Source organism: Subtercola sp. PAMC28395 (assembly GCF_018889995.1).
Classification (GTDB): Bacteria; Actinomycetota; Actinomycetes; order Actinomycetales; family Microbacteriaceae; genus Subtercola.
In genome coordinates this window covers 1,291,958-1,318,599 of record NZ_CP076547.1, presented here as the reverse complement: position 1 = coordinate 1,318,599, position 26,642 = coordinate 1,291,958, and the positions used below count along the sequence as shown (strand labels likewise).

Here is a 26,642-nt window from a genome sequence, read left to right as displayed (position 1 = left end):
TATCGCGCACGTCGTCGGCGAAGGGTCACCTCAGTTCGTGCATTTCGGGTCGCTCGCTGGCACGGCACCCGTCAGGAAGTACTCGTTCACGATCTTCTTGACACAGGTCGAGGTGTTGTAGGCCGTGTGACCCTCACCGACGTAGGTGATGAGCTGCGCACTGGTGAGCTGCTTCGCCACCGACTGGGCGTCTTCATACGGGGTGGCAGGGTCGTCGGTGGTGCCGACCACCAGGATCGGCTTTGCGCCGACGGCACTCACCGGCCCCGGGGTGCGTGTTGCCGGCACCGGCCAGGCGGCGCAGCCGATGTCGCCATAGGTCCACCACGGCCCGAACGTGGGCGAAGCCGCGATCAGTTCGGTGTTCTGCTGGGCGATCGTTGCGGGATCGGTCACGGCAGGATAGTCGAGGCAGTTGATCGCGGTGAAGGCCTCGGTCTGGTTGTTCTGGTACGTGCCGTCGGCGTTGCGCCCGTTGTACGCATCCGCGAGCTGGAACGCCAGGTCGGCCTTGCCCTGTTTGACCTGCGTCACCATCTGAGTGAGATACGGCCAGCTGTCCTGGCGGTAGAGGGGGTAGAAGATCGCCGTGAGCAGCGATGCGGAGCCGAGTTCGCGCCCGTCACTGGCGCGGATCGGGCTCGCATCGACAGCGTTCAGCAGCGTCTGGACCTGCTTGGACGCGTTGTCGACGGTGCCCGAGAACGGGCACCCGGAACCCGCGAGGCAGTCTTTGAGGTAGGCACGCATCGCGCCCTCGAAGCCCTTTGCCTGGCCGAGTGTCGAGGCGAATCCGGTGGAGGTCGGGTCGACGACCCCGTCGAGCACGAGACGGTTCACCTTGGTCGGGAACATGTCGGCGTACACGGCGCCGATGAAGGTGCCGTACGAGTAGCCGAGGTAGTTGAGGCCAGTGTCACCGATCGCCGCGCGCAGCGCATCGAAGTCACGCACGGTGCTCTCGGTGTCGACGTGGCCGAGCAATGCACCTGTCTTGCTCAGGCACCCGGCGCCGAACGCCGTGGCGCTGGCCTTCGCGCCGGCCTGCCACTCGGCAGAGCCGTGCGAGCCGGGGATGACGTCGTAGAGATAAGCGTCCATCTGGGAGGGTGTCACGCACGTGACCTCGGTCGATGCCCCGACGCCCCGCGGGTCGAACGCGACGATGTCGTACTGCTGCTGAAGCTCGGGGTCGACGGCGAAATCCACGCTGTCTTTCACGAAGTCGACGGCCGAGACTCCGGGGCCGCCGGGGTTGACGAAGAGGCTGCCGAGACGGGTGCTGCCCTTGGCCGGCTGCTTGATCAGGGCGAGGGAGATCGTGTCGCCGGTGGGCTTGCTCCAGTCGAGAGGCACCACAGCCTTCGCGCACTGGAATCCCCCTCCGCAGTCGGCCCAGGCGAGCGACTGGCCGTAGAACGGCTGCAGCGCCGCGTCGACCTTCTCGCCTGTTGGCGTCGAGTTGCCCGCGGGCTGGCCTGTGGAGGAGGTGCCACCGGTTGACCCGAACCACGTCGAGCAGCCGGAGAGCACCAGGGCAAGTGCGGTTGCCGCGGCGGCGAGGCCGAGCATCCGGTTGCGGGTGCGGATAGGTGACCTCACAGTTGGGCCTTTCGGGGTGCGGATGGAAGCGCCACGGTGATGAGCATGGCCTCCAGCGAGAGTGCGGGGGTGACGTTTCGCGAGATTCGGGTGCGCGCGACGGCGATCGAATCCATGATCGCCAACGTCTGTGCCGGTTCAGTATCGCGTGCGGCGGCCTCGATTTCGCTGTGAATCGCGAGGTTGATCGGCTCGAGCGTCGATTCGAGCTGCCGAAGCAGAATGTCACGGTAGAGCGACAGCAGGTCGACGAGAATGCGGTCGATGCCGTCTCTCAGGCTTCGGGTGGCCCGGCGCTTCTGGTCTTCTTCGAGGGTCTTCACCTGAGAGCGCAGCCCCATCGGCACTGCCTGGCCAGGTTCGACACCCAGGCTCCGGAGGGTGCTCTCGCGCTCTTCGGCGTCGCGCTCCTCGGTGATGGCTTCGGCATCGGCTTTCGCGAGCTCGAGCAGGCGCGCGGCGGCGAGCACGGCTCCGGGCACGCTCCGGATGCCCAGGGCCACCTTCAGCGTCTCATCACGCCGCGCGCGGGCCTCGTGGTTGGTGGCGAGCCTGTGGGCCATACCGATGTGGCTCTGCGCCTCGCGGGCCGCGCGTTCGGCCGTCGCCGTGTCGACCCCGTCGCGGCGTTCGAGGAGGCGAGCGACATCGTCGGTGCTCGGGATCCGCAGGCGCACCGACCGCACGCGCGAACGGATCGTGGGCAGCAGGTCTGCCTCGCTGGGCGCACAGAGGATCCAGACCGTGCGCTCCGGCGGCTCTTCTAGTGCCTTCAGCAGCACGTTCGAGGTGCGCTCCGCCATACGGTCGGCGTCTTCGATGACCATGACCCGGTAGCGCGAGACAGACGGCGAGAACTGCGAACTCGCAACGAGGGTGCGGACCTCCTCGATGGAGATGATCACCCGGTCGGTGCTGAGCACGGCGAGATCGGGGTGCGTTCGTGCGGCGACCTGGCGGCAGTCGGCGCACACTCCGCAGCCGCCGTTGCGGCACAGCAGCGCAGAGGCGAAAGCGTAGGCGAGGTTGGAGCGCCCCGAACCGGGCGGGCCGGTGATCAGCCACGAGTGCGTCATGGCACCGTGGCTGGCGGCTGCGTCGTTCGAGGCGCTGGGCGCTTCGCCTTTCGAAGCTACAGCGGCCGGAGCACCAGCCGCCGGAGCACCAGCGAACGGGGCCGAAGCCACTGGAGTCGAAGTCGACCGGGAAGCACTGGCCCGGGAACTTGCCTCCCGTGAGGCGCTGGCCGGAGCGGCGCTGGCCGCGGCCGCGCGGAAGACCTCGATGGCCTCGCTCTGGCCGGTCAGCTCATCCCACACGCTCATACAGACAACCTACCCGGCGGCGCCGACAGCCCGGCAACCGCGCCAACTCTGAGAGCAGCCCCCGCGGCTTCTCTCACAGCAGTTCGCGGGGCAGCTCTCAGCGTCGCTCTCGGAACCGCTCGCAGGCCAGCTCTCAGCGCCGCTCTCGGGACTGCCGCTCGCAGGTCAGCTCGCTTGGCAACTCTCAGCGCTGCTCTCAGCGCAGCTCTCAGAGCAGCTCTCAGAGCAGCGTGCTGATGCGATCGCGGATCAGCTGCGCGATCACGTCGGGCGGCTGCGTCGCATCGATCACAATGAACCGCGACGGGTCGGCCGCAGCAATAGCCAGGAACGACTCCCGCACGCGACGATGAAAATCGCTCTTCTCGGCCTCGAGCCTGTCGAATCGCTTCTGGGCATTGTCGAGACGCGCGCGGGCCTCGTCTTCGTCGAGATCGAGCAGGATGGTGAGATCGGGCCGAAGATCTTCGGTCGCCCACTCCGAGATCTTCCGCACTTCGTCGCCGTCGAGAATCCGGCCGGAGCCCTGGTAGGCGACCGACGAGTCGATGTACCTGTCCTGGATGACGACATCGCCGCGGGCGAGCGCTGGCCGTACCTTCGTCGCAATGTGCTGCGCCCGGTCGGCCGCGTAGAGCAGTGCCTCGGCCCGGGGAGTGATGTGGCCCCGGCTGTGCAGCACGATTTCGCGCACCTCGAGCCCGAAGTCGGTTCCACCCGGCTCCCGGGTATGGATGATCGTGCGCCCCTGCCCGGCGAGCCAGCCCTCGAGCAGAGCTGCCTGGGTCGACTTGCCCGAGCCGTCGCCGCCTTCGATCGTGACGAACAGGCCGTGCGGCGCACGTTCGGTATCCAGATCCGGGCTCACTTCTTGGGGGCAGCCTTCTTCGCTGCAGCGGCTTTCGCAGGAGCAGCCTTCGCAGGAGCCTTCTTCGCCGTAGCCTTCTTCACCGGGGCTTTCCGAGCCGTCGTCGCCCTCGCAGCGGTGGTGCGCGGCTTGGCCGGCCCCTTTGCGCGCTTGTCGGCGAGGAGCTGCACGGCCCGGTCGAAGTCGATGTCTTCGATCATCTCGGCCTTGGGAATCGTGGCATTCGTCACGCCGTCGGTGACGTAGGCGCCGAAGCGACCGTCTTTGATCTTGATCGCCTTGCCGCTTTCGGGGTCAGGCTCCTCGAACTCCTTCAACGCACTGGATGCCCGGCGCGCACCATATTTCGGAGCAGCGAACAGTTCGAGGGCACCTGGCAGGTCGATCTCGAAGATCAGGTCTTCGCTCTCGAGCGACCTCGTATCGGTTCCGCGCTTGAGGTACGGGCCGAATTTACCGTTCTGGGCTGTGATCGGCTCACCGAGTTCGGGGTCGTCACCGACCGTTCTCGGCAGGGAGAGCAGTTTCAGCGCGGTCTCGAGGTCGATGGCGGCGAGATCCATCGTCTTGAAGAGCGAAGCGGTCCGCGGTTTGACGGCAGCGGCGGCCTTGGTCGCCTTCTTGGCCGGTGCCTTCTTGGCAGGCGCTTTCGTGGCGCTGGATGTACCAGCCGCAGCAGCGGTAGTCGCCTCAGCGACCGGTTCAGCGAGAAGCGCAGCCGCAGCTTCAGCCAGCGCGATCGTCGCTTCCATGTCGACGACTGGTTCCGGCTCGAGCTCGGTGACGTAGGGGCCGAACCGGCCATCCTTCGCCACGATGTTCTTGCCGTTCTCGGGGTTCACACCGATCACGCGGTCGGTCACGACGGGAGCCTCGATGAGCTCCTGCGCCTTGGCAAGCGTGAGTTCGTCTGGAGCGAGCTCCGGCGGGATGTTGACCCGTCGCGGAGGGGTGATCTCCCCGGTCGAGGTGTCCAGGTCATCCGCGACCTCGAGGTAGGGGCCGTACTTGCCGATACGCAGGGTGATCTCGTCAGACAGCGCAATCGAGTTGATCGCGCGGGCATCGATGTCGCCGAGGTTGTCGATGACGTCGCGAAGGCCCTTGTGACCCTCGTTGCCGAAGTAGAAGCCGTTGAGCCAGTCAACGCGGTCTTCCTCACCACCAGCGATCTTGTCGAGGTCGGATTCGAGTTCGGCGGTGAACTCGTAGTTCACCAGCTCGGCGAAGTACTCCTCGAGCAGCCGCACGACCGAGAACGCGATCCAGTTCGGCACGAGCGCCTGGCCGCGCGGGGTGACGTAACCACGATCGATGATCGTCGAGATGATCGAGGCATAGGTCGACGGGCGCCCGATACCCAGTTCGTCGAGCGTCTTTACCAGGCTTGCTTCGGTGTAGCGCGGGGGCGGGCTGGTCTCGTGGCCGGCCGCGTCGACAGAGACCGCGGCGAGCGCCTGGCCCGTGACGAGCGGCGGCAGCTTGGATTCTGTCGGCTCGTTCGAGGCATTCCGCTCTTCGTCGACGCTCTCTTCGTACGCGAGCATGAAGCCGCGGAACGTGATGACCGTGCCGCTGGCCGAGAATTCCGCCAGCGTGGTCTTCGTCAGGCCCTCGACCGGGGTGGGGCCCGCTTCGATGGTGACCGAAGCCGTTGAACCCTTTGCGTCAGCCATCTGCGAAGCCACAGTGCGCTTCCAGATGAGCTCGTAGAGCTTGAAGTCGTTGCCGCGGAGGGCCGAGGCAACCTGCGCGGGAGTGCGGAAGGTCTCACCGGCCGGGCGGATCGCCTCGTGGGCCTCCTGCGCGTTCTTGCCCTTGCCCGAGTAGAGGCGAGGTTTGTCGGGCACGGTCTCTGCGCCGTAGAGCTGGGTCGCCTGCGACCGGGCGGCGTTCAGGGCCTGCTGCGAAAGCGACGGCGAGTCGGTTCGCATATAGGTGATGTACCCGTTCTCGTAGAGCGACTGGGCAACACTCATGGTCTGCCGGGCGGAGAACCGGAGCTTGCGCGCCGCCTCCTGCTGCAGGGTCGATGTGGTGAACGGCGCAGCCGGTCGTCGCGTGTACGGCTTCGACTCGACGTTCGAGACACGGATGCTGACGCCGGGGTCTGCGAGCGCCCCAGCCAGTGCCTGCGCCTGCGCTTCGCTGAGCATGGTGGCCTTGCTCTTGAGCTGGCCCTGCTCGTCGAAGTCTCGACCGGTCGCGATCCGTTCGCCGTTCACGCGCACCAGTCGAGCGCCGAACGGGAGTGCATCGGCTTTTCCTATGCTGGCAGCGTCTGCGAGCACTGCGTTGAGATCCCAGTAACTGGCCGCGGTGAACGCCAGGCGTTCGCGCTCGCGTTCCACAACAAGGCGGGTGGCTGCGGACTGCACGCGCCCTGCCGAAAGACCGGGGCCGACCTTGCGCCACAACACGGGCGAGATCTCGTAGCCATAGAGGCGGTCGAGGATGCGGCGGGTCTCCTGCGCATCGACCAGGGCTTCGTCGATGTCACGCGTGTTGTCCCTTGCGTGCTCTATTGCCTCTTTGGTGATCTCGTGGAAGACCATGCGCCGCACAGGAACCTTCGGCTTCAGCACTTCGAGCAGGTGCCACGCGATGGCTTCGCCCTCGCGGTCCTCATCAGTTGCGAGGTAGAGCTCGTCGGCGTTGGCCAGCGCCTTCTTCAGCTCGGCTACCGTCTTCCTCTTCTCCGGCGACACCACATAGTACGGAGCGAATCCGTTCTCGACGTCGACAGAGAACTTGCCCAGAGAGCCCTTCTTGAGCTCCGGCGGAAGATTCTTCGGCTCGACAAGGTCGCGAATGTGGCCGACCGAGGCTTGGACCTCGTAACCGTCGCCGAGGTACTGCGCGATGGATTTCACCTTGGTGGGTGACTCGACGATGACGAGCTTTCTCGGGCCTGACACTGTGCTCCCTGACGTTTCATGGGTTTGCGGGCCAACACCTCGCGTGCTGGTCCGTCAGGCACACCATACACACCCCCTCCGGTGCATTGCCTAATTACGTGGCGCCACGGACCGGGTCGCACACGGTGTTTTTGCCCTTGTCCACACAGGAATGAGGAGGATGATGAGGGTCATAACTCAATGGAGAGGAGTTGACTGACGTGTCAACAACCAACGCTTCGACCTATACAGCGAAGCTCACCGACGGGCCACTCGAGGGCAAGACCATCCGCACGGACTTCACTGTGGAAGGCGATCCGCAGCCCAGATTGACGATCCCCACGAATTCAGAGGCGAAGGAATACCTCTATATCCGCGGAGGCAGCATCGAGTTCGGAGCCGACGACTCACACAGCCGCCAGCCGAGTGCAGTGGACTATCGATTTGTGCAGGCGGTCTTCCACTGACCGACCGGCCCATCACCCCGGTGGTGGTCCGGCCCTGGCGCGCACAGTGACCGATACTCCCCAGATGGTTCTGGTCACCTCCACCTTCGCGGCGACGCCCTCGACCGTACACTCCGTCAGTTCACTACCGCCGAGCTCGGCGGCTCTTGCCGCGTTCTCGCAGGGATAGCCACCCACCGCACCCGATTCCGTGTCTGCTGCTGCGAGCGCGGCGGATTCCGCGTCGGCACGGAGTTGCCCTTTCTCGCTGAGCGCGGTCGACACGGCGAGCACCAGGCCGACAACCGCCATCAGTACGGCGATGACGGCGAGGGTGATCACGGAGCCCGATCCACGGTCATCGCGCAGCAACGACCACAGCCTCGCCGGGCGGCTCCATTCGCGATAGTGCCCGGCCATCATCTACCCCCGCCCATCGCGCACGACCTGGCGACGACATCAAAGCCAAGTTCTGTCGGACCCAGGGCCACGGGCGCTGAAACGGTTGCGCAGATGAAGTCGCCCTCGGTAGTCGTCTGGAGGGAATGCGCGCCGACCAGTTTCGTCACGGATGCGTCAGCGTAGGCCGGCGACTCGTCCCTGCCAAGACTTCGTGCCGCAATCGATGCTGCATCGACCAACCGGAGGCGGAGATTTCCCGCCTGCAGGGCACCGAGCGCGAGCACCAGCACCAGCACCGCGGCCGGGAGGGTCAGCGCGAACTCTGCCGTGATGGTTCCCTCGTCTCGGCCCACTGCTGCCCGGAGACGCCTGCACATCGAAGAAGGCGACGTGCGGCGAGTCGACGACGGGTCAACCGGCGACGGTGAGCGCATGGTGGATCATCTCCGTGAGCATTCCGCGTACTTCATCACCCCTCAGAATGACGACGAGCAGGCCTGCGAAGCCCACGGCCGCCATCGTCGCTATGGCGTATTCGGCCGTGACGGAGCCAGTCTCGTCAGCAAGGGCCGACTTCAGGGCGTTGATACGGGCTCGAGCGGCCCTGAGTGAATGGCTGGTTATGGTTCTCAGTCGCGTCATGAGGAGATCTCCGGTCTGTGCTGTGAATGGGGCGTGTGGTGAATGGATGTGTTGTGAATGGGGTGTGTGGTGAAGAGAGGTGCTGCGTACGGGTTGTGTTGCGGTCGGGGTGGCTGGCGTGTTGGTTGGTGTGTCAATCGTCCGTTTCAGAATCCACTGACAGAGGGCATTTCCCACGATCTGTGGAGGGATGACGGAGAACGCGATTGGGGAGGAGACCGTACGAGACCGTCGACGGCTTGGTGCAGGATCACGGGGAACTCAGCTCGATGGGCTTCCGAGTGTCGTAGCGATGACGCTGAGCACGAGCGGAGCGACGCCCAACAGCATGAAGGCCGGCAGCACGCAGACCCCCATGGGCACCGTCAGCCGAACCCCGAGAGATGCCGCCCGAGCCTGGCTCAGTGCCAGTGCGGCGCGGCGGGCTTGGGCCCCCTCAGCGCGCAGGAGTTCGGCCGCCGGAACCCCGGCTCGGCGGGAGAGGTCGAGAACATCATCCAATCGGCCCTGCCCACCCGGGTCTTCGAGACGGTTCATGGCCAGTGCTTCGGCCACGATTCGGCCTGCGCGATCCAGTGATACTCCCCCACTGAGAGCGACAGACGTGAGTTCGAGGGTGATTCCCGGGAAAGCGAGGGAGGGCATTGCCGACGAAACGAGGGCCGAGTTCCACCAGTGCGAGACCGCGAGCAGCCCTGCGCCAGCTCCGAGACAGATGAGACCTGGCAGGGTGGTCACGAGCGTGGACACCGTGTCGAAGCCGAGAACAGTGCCCAGTGCCAACCCGAGGATCGGCAGCGCCGACATGAGCCGCGCACTCAACACGGGAGCGGAGAGCGCGACGTCGATCGCACGCTGGATGTCGCCGAGTTCGACCAGGGCGGCAGCGAAGTGCCGGAGGCACACACTGACCGGGGCTCCGCTCACCGTCGCCACAGACCAGGCCGCCGCGACTGCTGACCACGCTTGGCGCGTGCGCGGATCACAGGCTCGCGCTGCAGCAGCGATCGCAAGGTCGAGGGCACTGCCTCTCTCGAGCGCGCTCGCCACTGTCGCAAGAACTGCATCGGTGCTTCGTGCACGGGCGGGCCTGGCGGACGTCGGGTGCCACTGGGGTGACGCCACTCGGGATCCATCTGCGGACGCGGTGCCCGCAAGGTAGTGCCAGGCGCCGGTGGGCGAAATTCCTGCCTCCACCAGAACGGCGAGCCGCTGCGTTATCGCGGCGACCTCGTCGACGTGCGTGCTTCGTCGGGTCGTCTTCCAGCTTCGATGCTGGCGGAGTGGCGGTGGATGACGCCTGCCGAGAGTTTCACGCGAGCGGAGCCAGCGACCGTGTGGGTCAGGCGCGCTGGCTCCCCTACTGTCGCTCACGCTGTCGCCCCTATCGTCGCCCCGCTGTCGCCCATGCTGTCGCCCACGCGGTCACGCATGGCGCCCTGCCTTCAGTGCACTCCGTTCGTGGCCCACCCCCAGCCCGTGCACGCGAGCGGGACGCCCCCAGTCGATCCGACGCGAAACCGGAGACGCACGCCCAGGCTGATCCGGTGAGAGAGTGGCCGTGCCGATTTGCTCGCGCACGATGACGAGGCGGTCGTGGGCATCGAGTTCGAAGTGACCGACCTCAGCGAGTCGACGATTGCCGTTCGATCTCTGCAGGTGGAAGACGACCTGGATCGCGCTCATCGCCTGGCGGGCAAGAGCCTCAGGAGTGAGACCGGCGAGCGAGCCGAGCGCCTCGAGCCGGGCGGGCACGTCGGCGAGGGAATTGGCGTGCAGGGTACCGGCACCTCCATCGTGACCCGTATTGAGAGCGGAGAACAATTCGCGAACCTCTGCCCCCCGGCATTCGCCCAGCACAAGACGGTCAGGGCGCATTCTCAGTGCCTCACGGAGGAGGCGGTCAAGACCGATGCCGCCAGCCCCTTCGACATTGCTCTGCCTCGCTTCGAGGGCGACGAAATGTTCGTGCTCGACCCGAAGTTCTGCGACGTCTTCGATCGCCACGATTCGTTCGTGCGGTGGCGCCTCGGCCAGAAGCGCTGCAAGGAACGTTGTCTTGCCCGAGCCTCCCGCGCCAGAGATCAGGATGTTCGAGCGCCTGCCCACGCACTCCTCAACGAAGTGCCTCAACTGTGCAGATGACGGTGCCGATGACTGTGCAGATGACGGTGCAGATGACGCTGGGATGCCGCACTCTGCTACAGCTGCATCGAAGAAGCCCGAATGGAACAGGTCCGGAATTCGGAGGCGGGCAACGGAGGGGACCCTCAACGAGATGACGGTGCCCCGGGGTGCAACTGGTGGCAGGACCGCGTGCACGCGGATGCCGTCGTGCAGCCGGGTATCGACGCAGGGAGTCGACTCGTCTATGTGGCGGCCTCCCAACGCGATCAACCGCACGGCCAGCTGGCGGAGCTCCGCTTCACCCGGGCACGACCACGACTCGTCCCTGCTGAGACCAGAGCCACGATCGATCCAAAGGTCGTTCGGCCCGTTGATGAAGATGTCGGTCACGGACTCATCGTTGAGGAAGCGGGCGAGTGGGCCGAAGTCGGCTGATCCCGTGCGTGGTGGAGGTGCGGTGCTCTCGGTCGCCGTCTCTCCTCGCCCGATCTCCTCGGAACTCGACGGAGGCAGCTGTACGTGGGCGGTCGCCGACTCCGGGACACGCCGCACCACAGCTGATTCGCCGCCGCTGAGCCGCCGCCGGGCCACGTATCTGGCAGTCGGAAGATCGGGTCGCCCTCCGACGACGGGGAACGGTGAAACGGCATCCAGGAACTGGTTCATAGCGGGAGCCTAGGAAACGGCTGCCAGACAGCAGGCCAGGCGACGTTCCTCTGTGGTCAACCAGGCAAGGCGCCGGGCTGGGGAGGAGATGAGACGCCCGAGCCCATGCACGCATGTCTGCCAGCAACCGACTGCCAGGGCCTACCTGGCGGGCATCAGGCCAGACCTGGGGCCAGATGCCGACCTGGCGGCCAGATGCCTACCTGGCGGTTAAATGAAGGGGGCGGCACCATTTGGGGGAAAAGGTGCCGCCGTAGCAACGCATGATTGGGGGGAATCAGTATTGCGTTGCATCCAAATCAGAATCGACTTGGTAGGAAAGAGTTTACCTACCGGAAACACAAGCGCAAACCGTATCGGGAAATTCTCAGCAAGAATTCCTGCGCCCATGTCCAATTCGTTCGGCACGCACACCGACTAGCATCCTTCTGGGTGAACAACGGGGCAGACGACGCCATCGGCACCTCGATCGGCACCGCGGTTGGACCCCTCGAACGACACTGCAACTCACTGCAGCGTGCCGCAACGCCCGAGGTCGCAGAATTGAGAGGGTGCTCTCCCTGGACTGACGACCTGCCAGGGAGTTAGAGCAGCGCACACACCACGGAGCAAAGGAGCACCATGAGCAACAGCATCGACAATCTTCTTCACGAGACGCGGAGGTTCGCGCCGTCAGAGGAATTTCGGGCCAATGCGGTGGCGGGCGCAGACCTCTACGACCGGGCATCCGGTGACCGCCCTGCGTTCTGGGGCGAGCAGGCGCGCGAGTTGCTGCACTGGCATACGCCGTTCACCCGCACGCTCGACTGGAGCAACCCGCCGTTCGCGAAATGGTTCGACGACGGCGAGCTCAACGTGGCGTACAACTGCCTCGACCGCCACGTCGAGGCAGGCAACGGCGACCGTGTCGCGCTGAACTGGGAGGGTGAACCCGGCGACAGCAAGACCTTCACGTACGCCGAGCTCACGGTCGAGGTGAAGAAGGCGGCGAACGTCCTTGCCGGTCTCGGCATCGGTAGGGGCGACCGGGTCGCGATCTATCTTCCGATGATTCCTGAGGCCGTCATCTCGATGCTGGCCGTCGCGCGCCTCGGCGCCGTGCACTCGGTCATCTTCGGCGGATTCAGCGCAGAGAGCCTTCGCGCCCGAATCGACGACGCCAGCGCCAAACTGGTCATCACCGCCGACGGCGGCTGGCGCAAAGGCAAGGTCTCGGCGCTCAAACCCGCCGTAGACGCCTCCCTCACAATCGGTGGGCCCGAGAATCCCTCCACCGTCGAGCATGTGCTCGTGGTGAAGCGCGGCAACAACGACGTAGCGTGGGTTCACGGCCGAGACCTCTGGTGGCACGACCAGGTCGACGCCGCGAGCCCCGAGCACGAAGCCCAGCCCTTCCCCGCGGAGAACCCGCTGTTCATCCTCTACACGAGCGGCACGACCGGCAAACCGAAAGGAATCCTCCACACCAGCGGCGGCTACCTCACGCAGGCCGCCTTCACCCACAAGAACATCTTCGACCTCCACCCGGAGACCGACGTCTACTGGTCGACGGCCGACGTCGGCTGGATCACCGGGCACAGCTACGTCGTCTACGGCCCGCTCGCCAACGGCACCACCCAGGTGATCTACGAAGGCACGCCAGACGCTCCGCACCCGGGCCGCTGGTGGGAGATCATCCAGAAGTACGGCGTCACCATTCTCTACACCGCACCGACGGCCATCCGCACCTTCATGAAGCTCGGGCACCACATTCCGGCCCAGTTCGACCTCACCAGCCTGCGCCTGCTCGGTTCGGTCGGCGAGCCGATCAACCCCGAGGCGTGGGTCTGGTACCGCGACGTGATCGGTGGCGGCACGACTCCCGTGGTCGACACCTGGTGGCAGACCGAGACAGGGGCGATCATGGTTTCGGCGCTACCCGGGGTGACCACACTGAAGCCGGGGTCGGCGCAGGTGGCCGTGCCGGGCATCCACATCGAGGTTCTGGATGATCAGGGCACCCCCGTGCCGAAGAACTCCGGTGGCCTGCTCGTCGTCTCCGAGCCGTGGCCGGCGATGCTGCGCGGGATCTGGGGCGACCCCGACCGCTTCGTCGAGACGTACTGGAGCACGTTCCCCGGCAAGTACTTCGCTGGCGACGGTGCCCGGCTCGACCGCGACGGTGACATCTGGCTGCTCGGCCGCGTCGACGACGTGATGAACGTGTCGGGCCACCGCCTGTCGACCGCTGAGATCGAGTCATCGTTGGTCTCGCACCCACGGGTGGCCGAGGCCGCTGTGGTCGGCGCGGCAGATGAGACCACCGGCCAGGCGGTGGTCGCGTTCGTGATCGTGCGCGAAATCGAGGATGACGACGACGAGCCGGGGGCAGCGAACGCCCTGGCCGACGGGATTCTCGACGAGGTCGTGGCCGAGTTCGTTGCCGAGGCAGTTGCCGAGACCGTCGAAAGTCTGGCCGCAGAGCTTCGCGCCCACGTCGCCACGCAGATCGGCGCCATCGCCCGGCCGAAGCAGGTCTTCATCGTGGCCGAGCTGCCGAAAACCCGCTCAGGCAAGATCATGCGCCGCCTGCTGCGCGACGTGGCGGAGGGCCGGGAGATCGGCGACACCACCACGCTCGCCGACACGCAGGTGATGAACATCATCAGCGGAACGGTCGGTTAGCGCGGCCACTGCGGGCGGGCTGCTGCGGGCAGGCATCAGCTCGCCCGCCGCAGCCGGCCCTCTCGACGCGTGCCCTACTACTCGAACGAGACGATGATCTCCACCTCGACCGGCGAATCGAGTGGCAACACGGCCACGCCGACGGCCGATCGCGCGTGCACGCCGGCCTCACCGAACACATCGACCAGAAACTCGGACGCCCCGTTGATGACACCCGGCTGCCCCGTGAACGACGGGTCGCTGGCGACAAATCCGGTCACCTTGACGACCTGGGTCACGCGGTCGAGTGAACCCAGCACGCTCTTCACGGCTGCAAGAGCGTTGAGGGCGCTGAGCTGCGCGAAGGCCTTCGCCTGAGACGGCGATACGAGACCGGATGCCCCACCGCCGTCACCCGCAGTGTTGCCCACGCCGTTGCCCTCAGCGTTGCCCACAGCGTTGCCCACACCGTCGACGACGCCGGGCTCGCCCACCTTGCCGGTCTGGCTGAGCAGTCCGCCGACGAAGGGCAGCTGCCCGGCAGTGAACACCAGGTTGCCCGAGATCACCGCAGGAACATAGGCGCCGGCGGGAGCCGAAACGGTGGGAAGAGCGATGCCCAGTTCGGCGAGGCGTTTCTCGATCATCCCGAGCGGCTCGCCCAGCGGCTCGCCCAGCGGCTCACTCGGCGGCTCGCTCAGCGGCTCGCTCAGCGACTCGCTCACTGTGCGCCCTCGGCACCAGCGCCCGCACCGGGCTCGCTGTTCCATGACCCCGCAGCGGCAGCAGCAGAAGCGGCGGCCGCCGCAGGCTCCGAGCCCTGCAGCGGGCGCTTCATGTAGGCGACGATTCCACCCTGTTCATTGGTGACGATCTGCACGAGCTCCCAGCCATCTGACCCCCAATTGTTCAGAATCGCAGCGGTGTTGTGAATCATCAGCGGTGTGGTCACGTACTCCCACGTAGTCACGCGGTGCTCCTTTGGCTCTTTATCAGGTTTGTCACTTAGGCTCGATCTTATGTCTGCCCCGAAACGTAAGGTTAGTGGCGCGGTCGGAGCTCTCCTCGGTGTTGTGGGCATCAGCGCAATCGCTGGCGTCCTCATCACCGCCATGGTGACGCCCGCCCTCGCCGTCACCGGCCTCGCCGCCAACAGCACCATCAGCGTGTTCGAGAACCTGCCGAGCTACATCAAGCCCGACGCTCTCTCGCAGACTTCCAGCCTCTACGGCAAGAACCAGGACGGCTCGAACGTGCTGCTCGCGTCGTTCTACGTTCAGAACCGCCAGACCGTCGGCTGGAACGACATCTCGCAGTACGTGAAAGACGCCCTGGTCTCCACCGAAGACCCCCGTTTCTATGTGCACGGCGGCATCGATGTGCAGTCGACCACCCGTGCGCTCGTCGGCAACTTCATCTCGGGCGGCATCCAGAGTGGCGCGTCGACGATCTCGCAGCAATACGTCAAGAACATTCTCGTGCAGCGCGCCGAGGCCATCAGTGACCCCGACCAGGAGAAGGCTGCCTACGCCGAGGCCACGGCGACAACCTTCGACCGCAAGCTCAAAGAGATGAAGCTCGCGATCGGGCTCGAGAAGGAATACAGCAAAGACGACATCCTGCTCGGCTACCTGAACATCTCGCTGTTCGGCGGCCGTGTGTACGGTATCCAGGCAGCGTCGGAGTACTACTTCGGCGTCGGCGCAAACCAGCTCACGCTCCCCCAGGCCGCCAGCCTCATCGCCACGGTGAACGAGCCCGAAGCGCTGCGCATCGACATCCCCGAGAACATCGACTTCAACAAGGCCCGGCGCGACAAAGACGTTCTCGCCTCCATGCTCAAAGAGCACACCATCACCCAGCAGCAGTTCGACGACGCCGTCGCAACGCCCGTTGAGCCCCACATCACCGAGCCCTCCACCGGCTGCCAGACGGCCATCAGCGGCGCCGGCTTCTTCTGCGACTATGTGAAGAAGATCATCGAGCAAGACAAGATCTTCGGCGAAACTGCAGACATCCGTGAGAAGAACCTCACCACCGGCGGCTACAAGATCTACACGACCCTCGACATGAACCTGCAGAAGTCTGCCGACGACACGACGAAGTACTACATCCCCTACAGCGGTTCAGCCCTCGACCTGGGCAGTTCGCTCGTCACCGTTGAGCCCGGCACGGGCCGCGTCACCTCCATGGCCCAGAACAAGAACTTCTCTGAAGCTCCGGATGCTCCCGCCGACGCCACCTCGGTGAACTACTCGACCGACGCCGCGTACGGCGGCTCGACTGGTTTCCAGGTCGGATCGACCTACAAGCTGTTCACCCTCATCGCCTGGCTGCAGGCAGGGCACTCGCTCGGTGACATCGTCAACGGCGGCAACGGGCAGAAATTCAACATGGCGAGCTTCAAGAACTGCGAGGGCACAACCGGTGGCTCGTATTCACCGCAGAACGATGCCGGAGAAGCGGGCGGTCGCGCAAGCGTGCTGACCCAGTTCGAGGAGTCGGTGAACAACGCGTTCATCGCCATGTCGCAGCAGCTCGACGCCTGTGCCATCCGCGACGTCGCAACCTCGCTCGGCGTGCACCGCGCAGACAACACGCCGCTGCAGACCAACATCACCGCAGTCCTCGGAACGAATGAGATCGCTCCGCTGACGATGGCTGCCGCCTACGCCGGCGTCATCAACCAGGGCAAGTTCTGCACCCCCGTCGCCATCGACAGCATCACCGATGCCTCGGGCGCCCCCGTTGCTGTGCCGCAGACCACGTGCACCCAGGCCATCGACCCGAAGATCGCAACTGCGGCGAACTACGCGATGCAGGGCGTAATCCAGAGCGGAACGGCGACGCCCGCGAACCCGCGTGACGGTGTCTCCCACGCAGGAAAGACGGGAACCACCGACAACGAAGAGAGCGTCTGGCTCGTCGGCGGCACGACCAAACTGGTGACCGCCTCGATGACGGCCAACGTGAGCGGGCACGTGTCGATCCGGCACACCACCATCTACGGCCCCGGCAGCGGCGGCGTCAACAGCGGCCAGTCGAGGCTGCTGATGTGGCGCGACTTCTACAAGAACACCGCCGATGCGTACGGCGGCGACGGCTTCCCGACGCCTGACCGCAACCTCACCGTCGGTGCCTCGGTCACGATTCCTGATGTATCCGGACTCTCGGTCGATGCAGCCGATGCGAAACTCACCGCAGCCGGCTTCGTGACGGCAGACGGTGGTCAGGTCGACTCAGACAAGCCAGCGGGCCAGATCGCCCGAACCGACCCACCGGCCGGCACCAGCATCACCAAGGGCTCGAACGTCACGATGTACACGAGCAACGGCAAACTGAGCGCGCTGCCCGATACAACCGACCAATCCCTGGCGGCCGCCGCGTCTGCCCTCAACGGGTGGAACGTCACGACAACAGCGAGCACCGACCCGAAGTGTACGCCAGACACCGTGGTGAGCCAGAGCCCTGGAGCCGGGCTCGTCAACAAGTCGGCGACCACGGTTGCGCTCGTCGTCTGCCCGAAGAAGTAGGGCTCTACCGCGCGTGACATCTCACTTCGGCCGTGCGGCCGCAACGACTCTCGCAGTCGGGGCGGCCGCCGGAGCAGCCGCGTTCGCCTGGGGCACGCTGGTCGAACGCCAGCTCTTCACCCTGCGCCGGGTCTCAGCCCCGGTGCTCGCACCCGGCTCGAAGCCCATCAGGGTGCTGCATCTCTCCGACCTGCACCTGGCCCCCTGGCAGGCGGGCAAGCAGGAGTGGGTACGCTCGCTCGCCGCACTGAAACCTGATCTCATCGTCGACACCGGCGACAACCTCGGCCACATCGAGGCGTACGCGGCACTCGAGCGTACGCTGGAGCCTCTGAGGGGCATTCCCGGTGTCTTCGTCAACGGATCGAACGACTACTGGGCGCCCGGCTTCAAGAACCCATTGAAGTACTTTCTCGGCCCCTCGAAGACGAATACCGCACCGGTCGCCCTCGACCTCGAGCGTGAACACGGCATCTTCGCCGCCCTCGGCTGGAAAGACCTCAACAACGCCGCGGCGGCAATCGACATCAACGGAACGCACATCGAGTTCTTCGGTGTCGACGACCCGCACCGCCACTACGACAAGCTCGAATCCGTCTCGGGTGCCCTCGATTCCCTCCGCGAGACAGAGGCCGAGAACGCCCCAGACGAAGAAGCACTCGAAGAGCGCAACACCCTCGTCATCGGCGTCGCCCACGCCCCGTACCAGCGCGTACTCAACGCGTTCCTCGTCCACGGTGCCGAGGTCATGTTCGCCGGGCATACCCACGGCGGCCAGGTCTGCGTTCCCGGCTTCGGTGCCCTCGTCACCAACTGCGACATTCCCCGCAAGCAGGTCAAGGGCCTGAGCACCTGGGCTCGCGGCCGTCGCAGGGCCTTTCTTAACGTCTCTGCGGGCCTCGGAACGTCGATCTACGCCCCCGTACGCTTCGCCTGCCTCCCCGAGGCCACCCTGCTGACTCTCACGGCCAAACCCTGAGCGCCACCTCGGCTGTGTGCTCACCTGCAATCTGGTCGAATCCGGCCAGATGAACGGATGCCCCGCGAAAGTCGGCTATTATAAGTAGGTTGTTCAGGGCGGTCTCGGCCGCCAGGGCACCGATCGGGGTATGGCGCAGCTTGGTAGCGCGCGTCGTTCGGGACGACGAGGTCGCAGGTTCAAATCCTGTTACCCCGACAAATGCAAAAAGGGTCGCCCACAGGGTGGCCCTTTTTGCATTTCCCGGCGTATCCGGACGCGAAGCTGCTCGTGGGCCCACGCCGCGAGAGGCTCCGGGCGCCGCCTGCGGCGTCTGGAGGAGCGGTGGGGAGTCAAATCCTGTTACCCCGACGCAACCCACGTCGCGTTGCGAGGCCACTGCGACACAATGAGACCGGCATACGGGGCTCACTTCGGCGCCAGCGGCTCCCCGAGGGGCCGGACTCACCCTGCGGGCGGCACCACACCGGGCAGCGTCACCGCTGGTGAGGGCGTCGGCGTCGGTGTCGAGGTGGGGCCAGGGGCTGGAGTCGTCGCGCCGCTCCCCGTCCCGCCGGACGATGAAGGAGACGGCGTAGGCGTCGCGGTTGGCGTGGGCGTGGGCGTGGGCGCCTTCCCGGAGTTACGCGTCATGCTCGAATCCGGCGCAGGGAAGCTGCTCCCGCCCTGCGCGTCGGCCGTGCCCTTGTAGAACTCCTTCCACAGGTACAGCCTCGAGAGTCCACTGCCGACCTTGACACCGTTCCCGCCCGTCACCGTCGTCTGGCGTATCGACACATTGCCGGTGACGTTTCCCACCCATGACGCGGAGACGACCTTCGATGTACCTCCGACCAGCCACACGTCCTTCTCGGAGTCGGTGGTGCCCGTCTTGCCGAAGTGGGCCGTGCCGTCTGCCGGGTTCGCGGCAGTCGCGGTACCGCTCTGGATGACGCCCTGCATCGCATAGAGCGCAGCCTGCGCGATCTTCGGGTCGACCACCTGCGTGCACGAGCTCTGCGGCACCGCGACAGCGGCCCCCGTCGAATCCGTGATGCTCGAGATCGCGACCGGCGTGCAGTACGCGCCGTTGTTCGCGACACCGGCGTAGGCCGCCGCCATGGTCAGCGGCGACACTTCATTGCCGCCCAGAACCGTGGCATAGAGGCCGGTGTCCATCGCTTTGCCGTCGGCACGCTGCATCCCGAACCCCTTCGCGATGGCATTGATGTCGCACAGGTCGAGCTTCGTCGCCATGTTGAGGAAGGCGTTGTTCACAGAGTCCTCGAACTGGGTCAGCACCGGGGCGTTACCGCCCACCTCGCCGGCATCGTTTCCGGCGGTGTAGGTCCCGACGGGGTCACCGCAGCTGTTCGTGATGTTCTTCGACGTGAACGTCTGTTTGTTGGCACCGTTGACGATGTCACCGAGCGAATGCCCGGTCTTCAACCAGTCGAGCAGCACGAACAGTTTGCTCGTCGACCCGTTCTGAAAACCGGTCGAACCTCCGTAGGCGGCATCCGTGCTGTAGTTGATCGCCGTATTCGTGGCGGGGTCGGCCGACGGATCCTGGCTGTATGTCTTGTTCTGCGCCATCGCCAGCACCTTGCCGGTGCCGGGCTGAACGGTCACGAACGCTCCGCCGATATCCACGCTCGACATCGACGAGGGCACATAGTCGCTCATCGACTGGTTCGCCGCCGCCTGCAGCGTGGGGTCGAGTGTGGTCACGATCCTGTAGCCGCCTCGGTTCAAAGCGTTGGATCGATCATCCGCCGTCGCACCGAAGGTCGGGTCGTTCAGAATGATGTCTTTCACGTAGTCGCAGAAGAAGCCGGCGCCGTTCGTGGCCGTCTGGCACCCTGTCGACGGTTCGGTGATGTTCGGCGTCACGGGCGTGGCCACCGCATCGTCGAACTGTGCCTGGGTGATGGCGTGCTCTTTGAGCATCGAAGCCAGAACGTCTTTGTCGCGGCGGGCCTTGTTGGCGTCGATGTTGGCCGGCACATCGATGCGCAAGCCCTCGGGTTCGTTGACCATGGCGGCGAGGCTGGCGGCCTGCGGAATGGTGAGCGCATTGGCATTCACCCCGAAGTAGTACTGCGAAGCGGCCTGGATGCCGTACACCCGACCCCCGAACAGTGCAATGTTCATGTACCCGAGCAGAATGTCGTTCTTGCTGTACTCCTTCTCGAGACCGATCGAGAGCTTCATCTCTTTGAGTTTGCGGTCAGGTGTGGTCGCGGTCGCATCGGCGTAGGCCGCGGCCTCCTGGGCGGGGTCGCTGATCGCCTCGGCGCGCTGCACCAGAATGTTCTTAACGTACTGCTGCGAGATGGTGGATGCGCCCGAGGTGATCCCTCCCGACAGCAGATTGGCGAAGAGCGCCCTGGTCGTGGACTGCACATCCATGCCCCCGTGCACGTAGAAACGCGGGTCTTCGGTCGAGACGATGGCGTCTTTGAAGTTCTGCGAGATGTCGTTCCAGCCGACCTCCTGGCGGTCCTGGTCGTAGAAGGAGGCGAGCAGGGTCTGCGAGCCGTCAGCGTTCTGCGAGTAGATGCTCGAGGTCTGCGAGAGCGTGTCGGGCTTGATGTAACTCGGCAGGTTCTCGAACAGCCCCAGCGTGCTGTCGACCGCGACCCCGGTGACGGCAACGGCCGGTGTCACGATCGCGGTCACGAGGACTCCGGCGATGACGCTGGCGCCGATGAAGCCCGCGATGGCCCCCGGCTTGCCGGGCGACCTGTGCTTGCTTTCGGAGTCGTTTCGCCTCCAACCGTTTCGCCTCCAGCTGTCTCGCCTCAAGCTCTTTCGCCTGGGGCTGTTGCTTTCGGGCAGTCTTCTTTCGGGCATACAACCGATCTCTGGTACGCGGGCGAGTCTGTCTCGCAGGTCTGTCTGGCAGGTCAGCCCGCCAGGACTGTCGGGCAGGACTGTCTGGCAGGACTGTCGGGCTGGGTCAGTGCAGGAGAGTGAGTTTGTCTCCGCCACCCCTCACGACGCTACGTTGCGCACCTGAGCGCCACCGCAGAGAACCCGGGGAATGTCTCAGGGTGCGGTCAGGGAGGCAGTCGGCAGCGGCGGGGAGCCAGCCCCGATCAGCGGCGCTCAGTCGCGATCACCGGAGCTCAGTCGCGATCACCGGAGCTCAGTCGCGGTGGGCTGCGCCCAGCAGGCCGTTGCTCTCCTCGAGGTAGCAGACCCCGCAGAGGGATTCGTACGTGACAGCATCGCCGTCGATCGCGACCTGGTCGCCGTCGAAGACGAATCGGCCGTTGACGAGCCGCGGGTTGAAGATCGCCTTGCGACCGCACCGGCAGATCGTCTTGAGCTCTTCGAGGCTGTGTGCCACCTCGAGCAGGCGGGCGCTGCCGGGAAACGCGCTGGTGAGGAAATCGGTGCGGATGCCGTAGGCCAGCACGGGCACGCTCTCGATCAGGGCGATGCGGAGCGCATCATCCACCTGGTCTCGCGTGAGGAACTGCGCCTCGTCGATGAGGAGGCAGCTCACGTCACTGCTCACGTCACTGCTCACGTCACTGCTCACAGCGCCGGGTTCGTCAGTGATGACGTCTCTGTGCCGCACGCCATGCGTTTCATCGCGGTGCTGCTGGAACGCCTCGAAGAGAGAATCGTCGGGAGAGACCAGAAAATCCACGTCTCGCGTCACGCCGAGTCGCGAGACGACCTGCCGGTCGCCCTTCGTGTCGGTCGCCGGCTTGGCGATGAGCACCCGGTGCCCGCGCTCTTCGTAGTTGAACGCGGCCTGCAGCAGGGCCGTGCTCTTGCCGCTGTTCATCGCGCCGTACCGAAAGTAGAGTTTTGCCACGGTTAAACCCTACGGCCTCTGGTGAAGACGACCGCCGGCGTGCGCGACACTGCACTGGGCTGCGACATCTCAGAAGAGCGACTGTGACGCATCGACGTGCCGAGCAACGCCGCTGGCGGTCAGCCGCGATGTGGCCGCCGGGTTGCTGTTCGGCTTCAGGTGCTGAATCGAAGCCTGCTCCCGAACCGACTCGTGACTCCTCACCATGGCTGGCCCTCGCGCCAATGCAGGATCCAGCGCCGACGACCGCACACCACCGGTGACCTCGTCTTCCTCCCCCACCGAAATGCGGTGTCTGGCCATCAGCGGCCGAATCCGTGCGGCCAACCACTTTCGGTACTCCTTCGGCGCGTACGACGCGGCACCGAAGTACATCGACCGATACGACTCGACGAGCTCCGGATGCTCGCGCCCCAGCCACTGCATGAACCACGGTTTCACCCCCGGCCTCAGGTGCAGGGCCGAGTAGATCACGTTCGTCGCCCCGGCCTCGGTGATGGCGGCCAGCGCCGCATCAAGGTGCGTCGTGGTGTCGGTGAGGTGCGGAAGGATCGGCATCATGAACACCGAGCAGTTCAACCCAGCGTCGCGAACAGCTTTCACCGTGGCGAGCCGCGCCTTCGCCGTCGGCGTGCCCGGCTCAACCGACTGCTGCAGTTCTTCATCGAACACCGCGATCGACATGGCGATGTCGACCGGCACCACCTCGGCTGCCGCTGCCAGCAGCGCCAGGTCGCGACGAAGCAGAGTGCCCTTGGTGAGAATCGAGAACGGCGTACCCGACTCCGCGAGCGCGGAGATGATTCCCGGCATCAGCGAGTAACGCCCTTCGGCCCTCTGGTACGGGTCGGTGTTCGTGCCCAGGGCGACTGGATGCCTGCCCCACGACGGCTTCTGGAGCTCACGCGTGAGCACCTCGGCCACGTTCACCTTCACGATGATCTGGCTGTCGAAATCGGTGCCGGCGTCGAGGTCGAGGTAGGTGTGCGTGGGTCGTGCGAAACAGTAGGTGCACGCGTGACTGCACCCGCGGTACGGATTGATCGTGTAACCGAACGGCATCGTGCTCTGCCCAGGGACCTTGTTGATAGCCGACTTCGCGAGAACCTCGTGAAACGTCATACCCGCGAATTCCGGCGTCTGCACGCTTCGGACCAGATTGTTCAGCCGAGCGAGCCCAGGCAGCGCGGAATCATCTGTCGCACCCAGTTCCTGCCCGCTCCAACGCATACCTCATTCGAACATATCTTCGAATTTCGCGCAAGCTGCCGGCCGCAATCTGCGAACTGCAAACTGCAAACTGCAATTCAAGCGGCAAGCGGCAACCAGCACCCAGCACCCGTCAGTTGCTGACGATCTCGCTCTGCTGGCGCACGTTGCCCTCGCGTGCCGGGTTCAACCACACACTCAGGTAGTTCGGCGAATCAGGGTCGGTGTCGATGAGAGCGTCACAGCTGGGCACGCGATTCCAGAGGGCAAGCCAGCGCACACGGCGACCGATGTCTCTGGTGAGCCGATCATCCAGTTCACCGGCGACCGCCCGATAGGAGGTGTAGCGAAGCACCACATGGAGAACCTTGCGTCTGCCGACGACCCCCGGCACGATTCGCGCCCGGATGTTGTCGCCGAACGTCTGCTGCAGTTCGGCGATACGCTTCACCCCGTCGATGTCATCGTCGGTCTTCACCAGGATCGGCCCCTGCTCGACCAGCTCCGGCAGCACCACGAGCTTTCGACGTCTCTTGTTCGCCATGTCACGCACCCCCACTTGTGAAAACGGTTCAGGGATGCTCGAAAGGGCTACGATGCCGAAAGCAACCCTGCTGCAGCCAACCGTAGCCGACTCGAAAGCCGGGTGCACCGGTTTCATTGGGTACTTACATATTGAGCGGCGTGGCGAGTCTGCTGGATGCGATCTCTCTCAGATTTGGCGCAAAATGACGCTCTCTGTCGCGAAATGAACTTTCGAGGGGTCAGACCAGAGAAACCGGGCGATCTCCACGGCGAGGGGTAGAAGCCGCAGAGAACGCCCGGTGAGACAACGCGAGCCGCTGGAGGATCCATCGCAGTTGGAGACCGCCGACGACCCGCGCCAGTGTGTATTCGGCGTGCCCGTCCCGTCGGATTGCTCGCACTCACCAACTACTTGTCATCACCGCCGGTGTCGCGCGCAGCTCTCCGCGAGACGACCAGGATCACCACGACCCCACCGACAGCGAGCAGCACGATTGCCCCCGCGATGACGAGAATCACCCACGGGTCGATGCTCAGGCCACCGCTCGACGACGCACCACTCGCACCTGCACTCGGCAAAGCCGTCACCGGCGCTCCGGAGGATCCCCCTGCCGACCCGCACGCCGGCGCGGTCGCGCTCCCTGCAGAAGGGACAGCACTCGCAGAGGGAACACTGCTCGCAGAAGGAACAGCACTCGCAGAGGGAGTACCGCTCGCCGCAGTGTCGTTTCCAGCCGCTCCAGAACCGTCGCCAGCTGCACTGCCTGCCGCCGGGCTGTAGGTGAACCCGAACGACCCCGACACCGGATGCCCGTCACTCGACACCACCTGCCAACTCACTTGGTACCTTCCTGCCGCCCCCAACGCCACTGGCGCGCTCACCACCCGGCCCAGGATGCTCGCACACCCGGTCTCGAAGTGAGTGGATCCTCCATCGGGGCCGGTCACCTCCATAACCGAACTCGACCCGTCACCCGCGAGGTCGAGCACAAGGTCATTGAAGGTGACGCTCACCGAGCCGACCGGCTGCGTGACGGTCGAGTCGGCGGTCGGCGAACTGCTCACAACGTAATCGTGAGCGCTGGCCGCACCAGCTGGAGCGATCGCCATCACCACCGCAAGGAAGCCCGCAGCAGAGAGTGCAAAAATCAACGCCTTACTCACGCGGGACCGGAATTTCAGAACCATCTGCCCATTCTACGAACCGTAGAAGCTCGCATGCTGGGTGTGGCCAGGGCGCGACCGCCGGCTACCGCTTGGGCGCCAGGGTGATCATCGACTATGGCGTCGTTGGCAGCGTCGGGGTGATCGCTGGCGACGGCGACGGCTACGGCTACGGCTTGGGCGTCGGGGCTGGCGTGATCGTCGGCTTCGGCGTCGGGGCCGGCGTGATCGTCGGCTTTGGCGCCGGCGTTGGCGTCGGCGTCGGCGTTGGCGTGACTGTGGGTTTCGGAGTGGGCGTTGGAGCCGGCGTTGGGGTGACGGGCGGCTTGGGCGCCGGGGTTTGAGTGGGAGTTGGAGTCGGAGTCACAGTCGGCTTCGGGGTGGGCGTCACAGTTGGCGTCGGAGTAGGTGTCGGAGTAGGCGGCGGCTGCACCGGCACCACAATCCCTGCACCGATGAGCGGCTTGAGGGCGAGCAACTTCGCCGCCTGCGGCGTCATCCAGTCGTCGGTGACCAGCCCGCCGGTGTCGGCGCTGTTCGGGTTGAACGACCAGTACGCGAAGCTCATGCCCTTGGCCGCAAGGTAGGTGACGATCGAACTCATCCATGCCTTGTCGCTGGCAGTCACGAGCTTCGTACCGAACTCGCCGAGAAGCACCGGCGCGATCTTCTGGGTCGCGATGTAACCCCAGTTCTTCTCCCACAGCGCAGGCAGATTCGCGGGGTAGTTGGCTGCGGAGAACCACGTCTGGGCCTGGACTGTGGAGGGGTAGTCGTGCGGTGAGTAGACGACCCGGTTGCCCACGGTGAGCTTGACCGGCTTCGTGGCGACTCCGCTGAGCCCACCACCCCACCAGGTCGCGCTGCCGTCGGCCTGCTTGTCGATGCCCTCGACGAGCACGAGCAGGTTCGGGTTGGCCGCAAGTACAACGTTGCCACCGCGGGTCGCCGCCGCCTGCCAGTCGGTCGCCGCCACGCCGCAGCCCCAGCACGCCGTTCCGTGAGGCTCGTTGTGAAGGTCGACACCGATGACGGTCGGCTCGGCGGCATAACGCTTGGCGAGCATCGCCCAGTCCGAGAGCCACTTCGTCTCGGGGTATGCCGAGGTGTACCACAGGGCCGATTGTGCGGCAGAGTCGGGCCGGTGCTGATCGAGGATGACGTTGAGGCCGTAGACCTTCGCGCGGGCGACCACCGCATCCATCACCTGCAAGGGAGTCTTGCCCTGCAGCGTGGGGTTCACCCAGTAGTTGATCGACCCGAGGGTCTTCGAGGCCAGGCACTCGTTCGAGAACGGCAGGCGAATGGTGTTGAAACCCATCGACTTGATCTGCGCGAGGCCGGAGTCGAGGCTGATCGACCAGAGTCCCTGCGGGGCGCAGGTGGTGGTCTCCATGCCGAACCATGCGGCCGCCTTGATGGTGACGACCTGGTTGCTGGCATTCTTGATGGTCGCGCCGTCGGTGTGCAGCCACCCGGTGATCGGTGGGATGACCGGGGCAGGCGTCGGGGTTGGAGTAGGTGTTGGCGCGACGGTGGGCTTCGGCGTGGCAGTGGGGGTTGGCGTGGCAGTGGGGGTCGGCGTCACGGCCTGCGATGCAGCTGACGACACACCTGACGTCACACCTGACGTCACAGTGGCCGCGCTTGCGGCCGGAGCCGAGAGCAATCCCGACAGGGCGAGCGCCCCGGTGACCGCGACAGAAGCGGAGACAGCAACGGCGACGACGCGCCACCCTGCCTGATACTTCTTCACCACGCGGACCTACCCTCTATTCTCTCGTTCACGAACAACTCTCTAGT

The 26,642-nt window shown here is 65.3% G+C and carries 21 protein-coding genes and 1 tRNA gene; 5 read left to right on the top strand and 17 right to left on the bottom strand.

Going from position 1 to position 26,642, the window contains the following annotated elements:
- Positions 1–30: 30 nt before the first annotated feature.
- The 4 genes from KPL76_RS06085 to topA all read right to left on the bottom strand — a co-directional run bounded on the left by KPL76_RS06085 (position 31) and on the right by topA (position 6,713).
- Positions 31–1,602, bottom strand: a complete 1,572-nt coding sequence (locus KPL76_RS06085) for an alpha/beta hydrolase (protein WP_253202202.1) — start codon at positions 1,600–1,602, stop codon at positions 31–33.
- The gene (locus KPL76_RS06080) at positions 1,599–2,927 is read right to left on the bottom strand and encodes a DNA polymerase III subunit delta' (protein ID WP_216335568.1); all 1,329 of its coding nucleotides are present in this window, start codon (positions 2,925–2,927) and stop codon (positions 1,599–1,601) included. The genes KPL76_RS06085 and KPL76_RS06080 overlap by 4 nt, the downstream gene beginning before the upstream one ends.
- A gap of 220 nt (positions 2,928–3,147) precedes the next feature.
- Positions 3,148–3,795 (bottom strand): dTMP kinase, encoded by a 648-nt coding sequence (gene tmk, locus KPL76_RS06075; RefSeq protein WP_253202201.1) that lies wholly within the window; start codon positions 3,793–3,795, stop codon positions 3,148–3,150.
- Positions 3,792–6,713, bottom strand: coding sequence for a type I DNA topoisomerase (topA, locus tag KPL76_RS06070; RefSeq protein ID WP_216335567.1), 2,922 nt, complete (start codon positions 6,711–6,713; stop codon positions 3,792–3,794). The genes tmk and topA overlap by 4 nt, the downstream gene beginning before the upstream one ends.
- Positions 6,714–6,913: 200 nt before the next feature.
- Here topA and KPL76_RS06065 point away from each other — a divergent pair, with 200 nt between their 5' ends.
- Entirely contained in the window at positions 6,914–7,159 is a 246-nt protein-coding gene (locus KPL76_RS06065) for a hypothetical protein (protein WP_205110738.1), read from the top strand.
- A 12-nt stretch (positions 7,160–7,171) separates the two neighbouring features.
- Here the strand turns inward: KPL76_RS06065 and KPL76_RS06060 are convergent, their stop codons facing one another.
- From KPL76_RS06060 to KPL76_RS06040, 5 genes are all read right to left on the bottom strand, one after another.
- Positions 7,172–7,561, bottom strand: coding sequence for an Rv3654c family TadE-like protein (locus KPL76_RS06060; RefSeq protein WP_216335566.1), 390 nt, complete (start codon positions 7,559–7,561; stop codon positions 7,172–7,174).
- A complete protein-coding gene (locus tag KPL76_RS06055; RefSeq protein WP_216335565.1) occupies positions 7,558–7,917 on the bottom strand; it encodes a TadE family type IV pilus minor pilin in 360 nt (119 codons plus the stop codon). The genes KPL76_RS06060 and KPL76_RS06055 overlap by 4 nt, the downstream gene beginning before the upstream one ends.
- 34 nt (positions 7,918–7,951) lie before the next feature.
- Positions 7,952–8,182: a DUF4244 domain-containing protein gene (locus KPL76_RS06050; protein WP_216335564.1), complete on the bottom strand. Its 231-nt coding sequence runs from the start codon at positions 8,180–8,182 to the stop codon at positions 7,952–7,954.
- 261 nt (positions 8,183–8,443) lie between these two features.
- Positions 8,444–9,556, bottom strand: a complete 1,113-nt coding sequence (locus KPL76_RS06045; protein ID WP_216335563.1) for a hypothetical protein — start codon at positions 9,554–9,556, stop codon at positions 8,444–8,446.
- A 51-nt stretch (positions 9,557–9,607) separates the two neighbouring features.
- Positions 9,608–10,975 carry a CpaF family protein gene (locus KPL76_RS06040; RefSeq protein ID WP_216335562.1) on the bottom strand — a complete coding sequence of 456 codons (1,368 nt, stop codon included), beginning with the start codon at positions 10,973–10,975 and terminating at the stop codon, positions 9,608–9,610.
- A 621-nt stretch (positions 10,976–11,596) separates the two neighbouring features.
- Here KPL76_RS06040 and acs point away from each other — a divergent pair.
- Positions 11,597–13,639 (top strand): acetate--CoA ligase, encoded by a 2,043-nt coding sequence (acs, locus tag KPL76_RS06035; protein ID WP_216335561.1) that lies wholly within the window; start codon positions 11,597–11,599, stop codon positions 13,637–13,639.
- 77 nt (positions 13,640–13,716) lie between these two features.
- On the opposite strand, the gene KPL76_RS06030 is transcribed toward acs, so the two are convergent.
- Both KPL76_RS06030 and KPL76_RS06025 read right to left on the bottom strand, forming a co-directional pair.
- Entirely contained in the window at positions 13,717–14,265 is a 549-nt protein-coding gene (locus KPL76_RS06030) for a RidA family protein (protein WP_216336132.1), read from the bottom strand.
- Positions 14,266–14,339: 74 nt separating this feature from the next.
- On the bottom strand, positions 14,340–14,588 hold the full coding sequence (locus tag KPL76_RS06025) for a DUF4177 domain-containing protein (RefSeq protein WP_216335560.1): 249 nt from the start codon (positions 14,586–14,588) through the stop codon (positions 14,340–14,342).
- A gap of 49 nt (positions 14,589–14,637) precedes the next feature.
- Here KPL76_RS06025 and KPL76_RS06020 point away from each other — a divergent pair, with 49 nt between their 5' ends.
- From KPL76_RS06020 to KPL76_RS06010, 3 genes are all read left to right on the top strand, one after another.
- Positions 14,638–17,151, top strand: a complete 2,514-nt coding sequence (locus KPL76_RS06020) for a transglycosylase domain-containing protein (RefSeq protein WP_216335559.1) — start codon at positions 14,638–14,640, stop codon at positions 17,149–17,151.
- A gap of 13 nt (positions 17,152–17,164) precedes the next feature.
- A complete protein-coding gene (locus KPL76_RS06015) occupies positions 17,165–18,130 on the top strand; it encodes a metallophosphoesterase (protein ID WP_216335558.1) in 966 nt (321 codons plus the stop codon).
- Between the two features lie 124 nt (positions 18,131–18,254).
- A tRNA-Pro gene (locus KPL76_RS06010) sits at positions 18,255–18,328 on the top strand.
- Positions 18,329–18,574: 246 nt separating this feature from the next.
- Here KPL76_RS06010 and KPL76_RS06005 read toward each other — a convergent pair.
- The 6 genes from KPL76_RS06005 to KPL76_RS05980 all read right to left on the bottom strand — a co-directional run bounded on the left by KPL76_RS06005 (position 18,575) and on the right by KPL76_RS05980 (position 26,598).
- Entirely contained in the window at positions 18,575–20,917 is a 2,343-nt protein-coding gene (locus KPL76_RS06005) for a transglycosylase domain-containing protein (protein WP_216335557.1), read from the bottom strand.
- 343 nt (positions 20,918–21,260) lie between these two features.
- Positions 21,261–21,941, bottom strand: coding sequence for a thymidine kinase (locus KPL76_RS06000; protein WP_216335556.1), 681 nt, complete (start codon positions 21,939–21,941; stop codon positions 21,261–21,263).
- A 69-nt stretch (positions 21,942–22,010) separates the two neighbouring features.
- Positions 22,011–23,171 (bottom strand): Rv2578c family radical SAM protein, encoded by a 1,161-nt coding sequence (locus KPL76_RS05995; protein ID WP_216335555.1) that lies wholly within the window; start codon positions 23,169–23,171, stop codon positions 22,011–22,013.
- Between the two features lie 112 nt (positions 23,172–23,283).
- Positions 23,284–23,694, bottom strand: coding sequence for a hypothetical protein (locus KPL76_RS05990; protein ID WP_216335554.1), 411 nt, complete (start codon positions 23,692–23,694; stop codon positions 23,284–23,286).
- A gap of 389 nt (positions 23,695–24,083) precedes the next feature.
- On the bottom strand, positions 24,084–24,863 hold the full coding sequence (locus KPL76_RS05985) for a copper resistance CopC family protein (protein ID WP_216335553.1): 780 nt from the start codon (positions 24,861–24,863) through the stop codon (positions 24,084–24,086).
- A gap of 145 nt (positions 24,864–25,008) precedes the next feature.
- Positions 25,009–26,598, bottom strand: coding sequence for a glycoside hydrolase family 5 protein (locus KPL76_RS05980; protein ID WP_253202200.1), 1,590 nt, complete (start codon positions 26,596–26,598; stop codon positions 25,009–25,011).
- Positions 26,599–26,642: the final 44 nt, after the last annotated feature.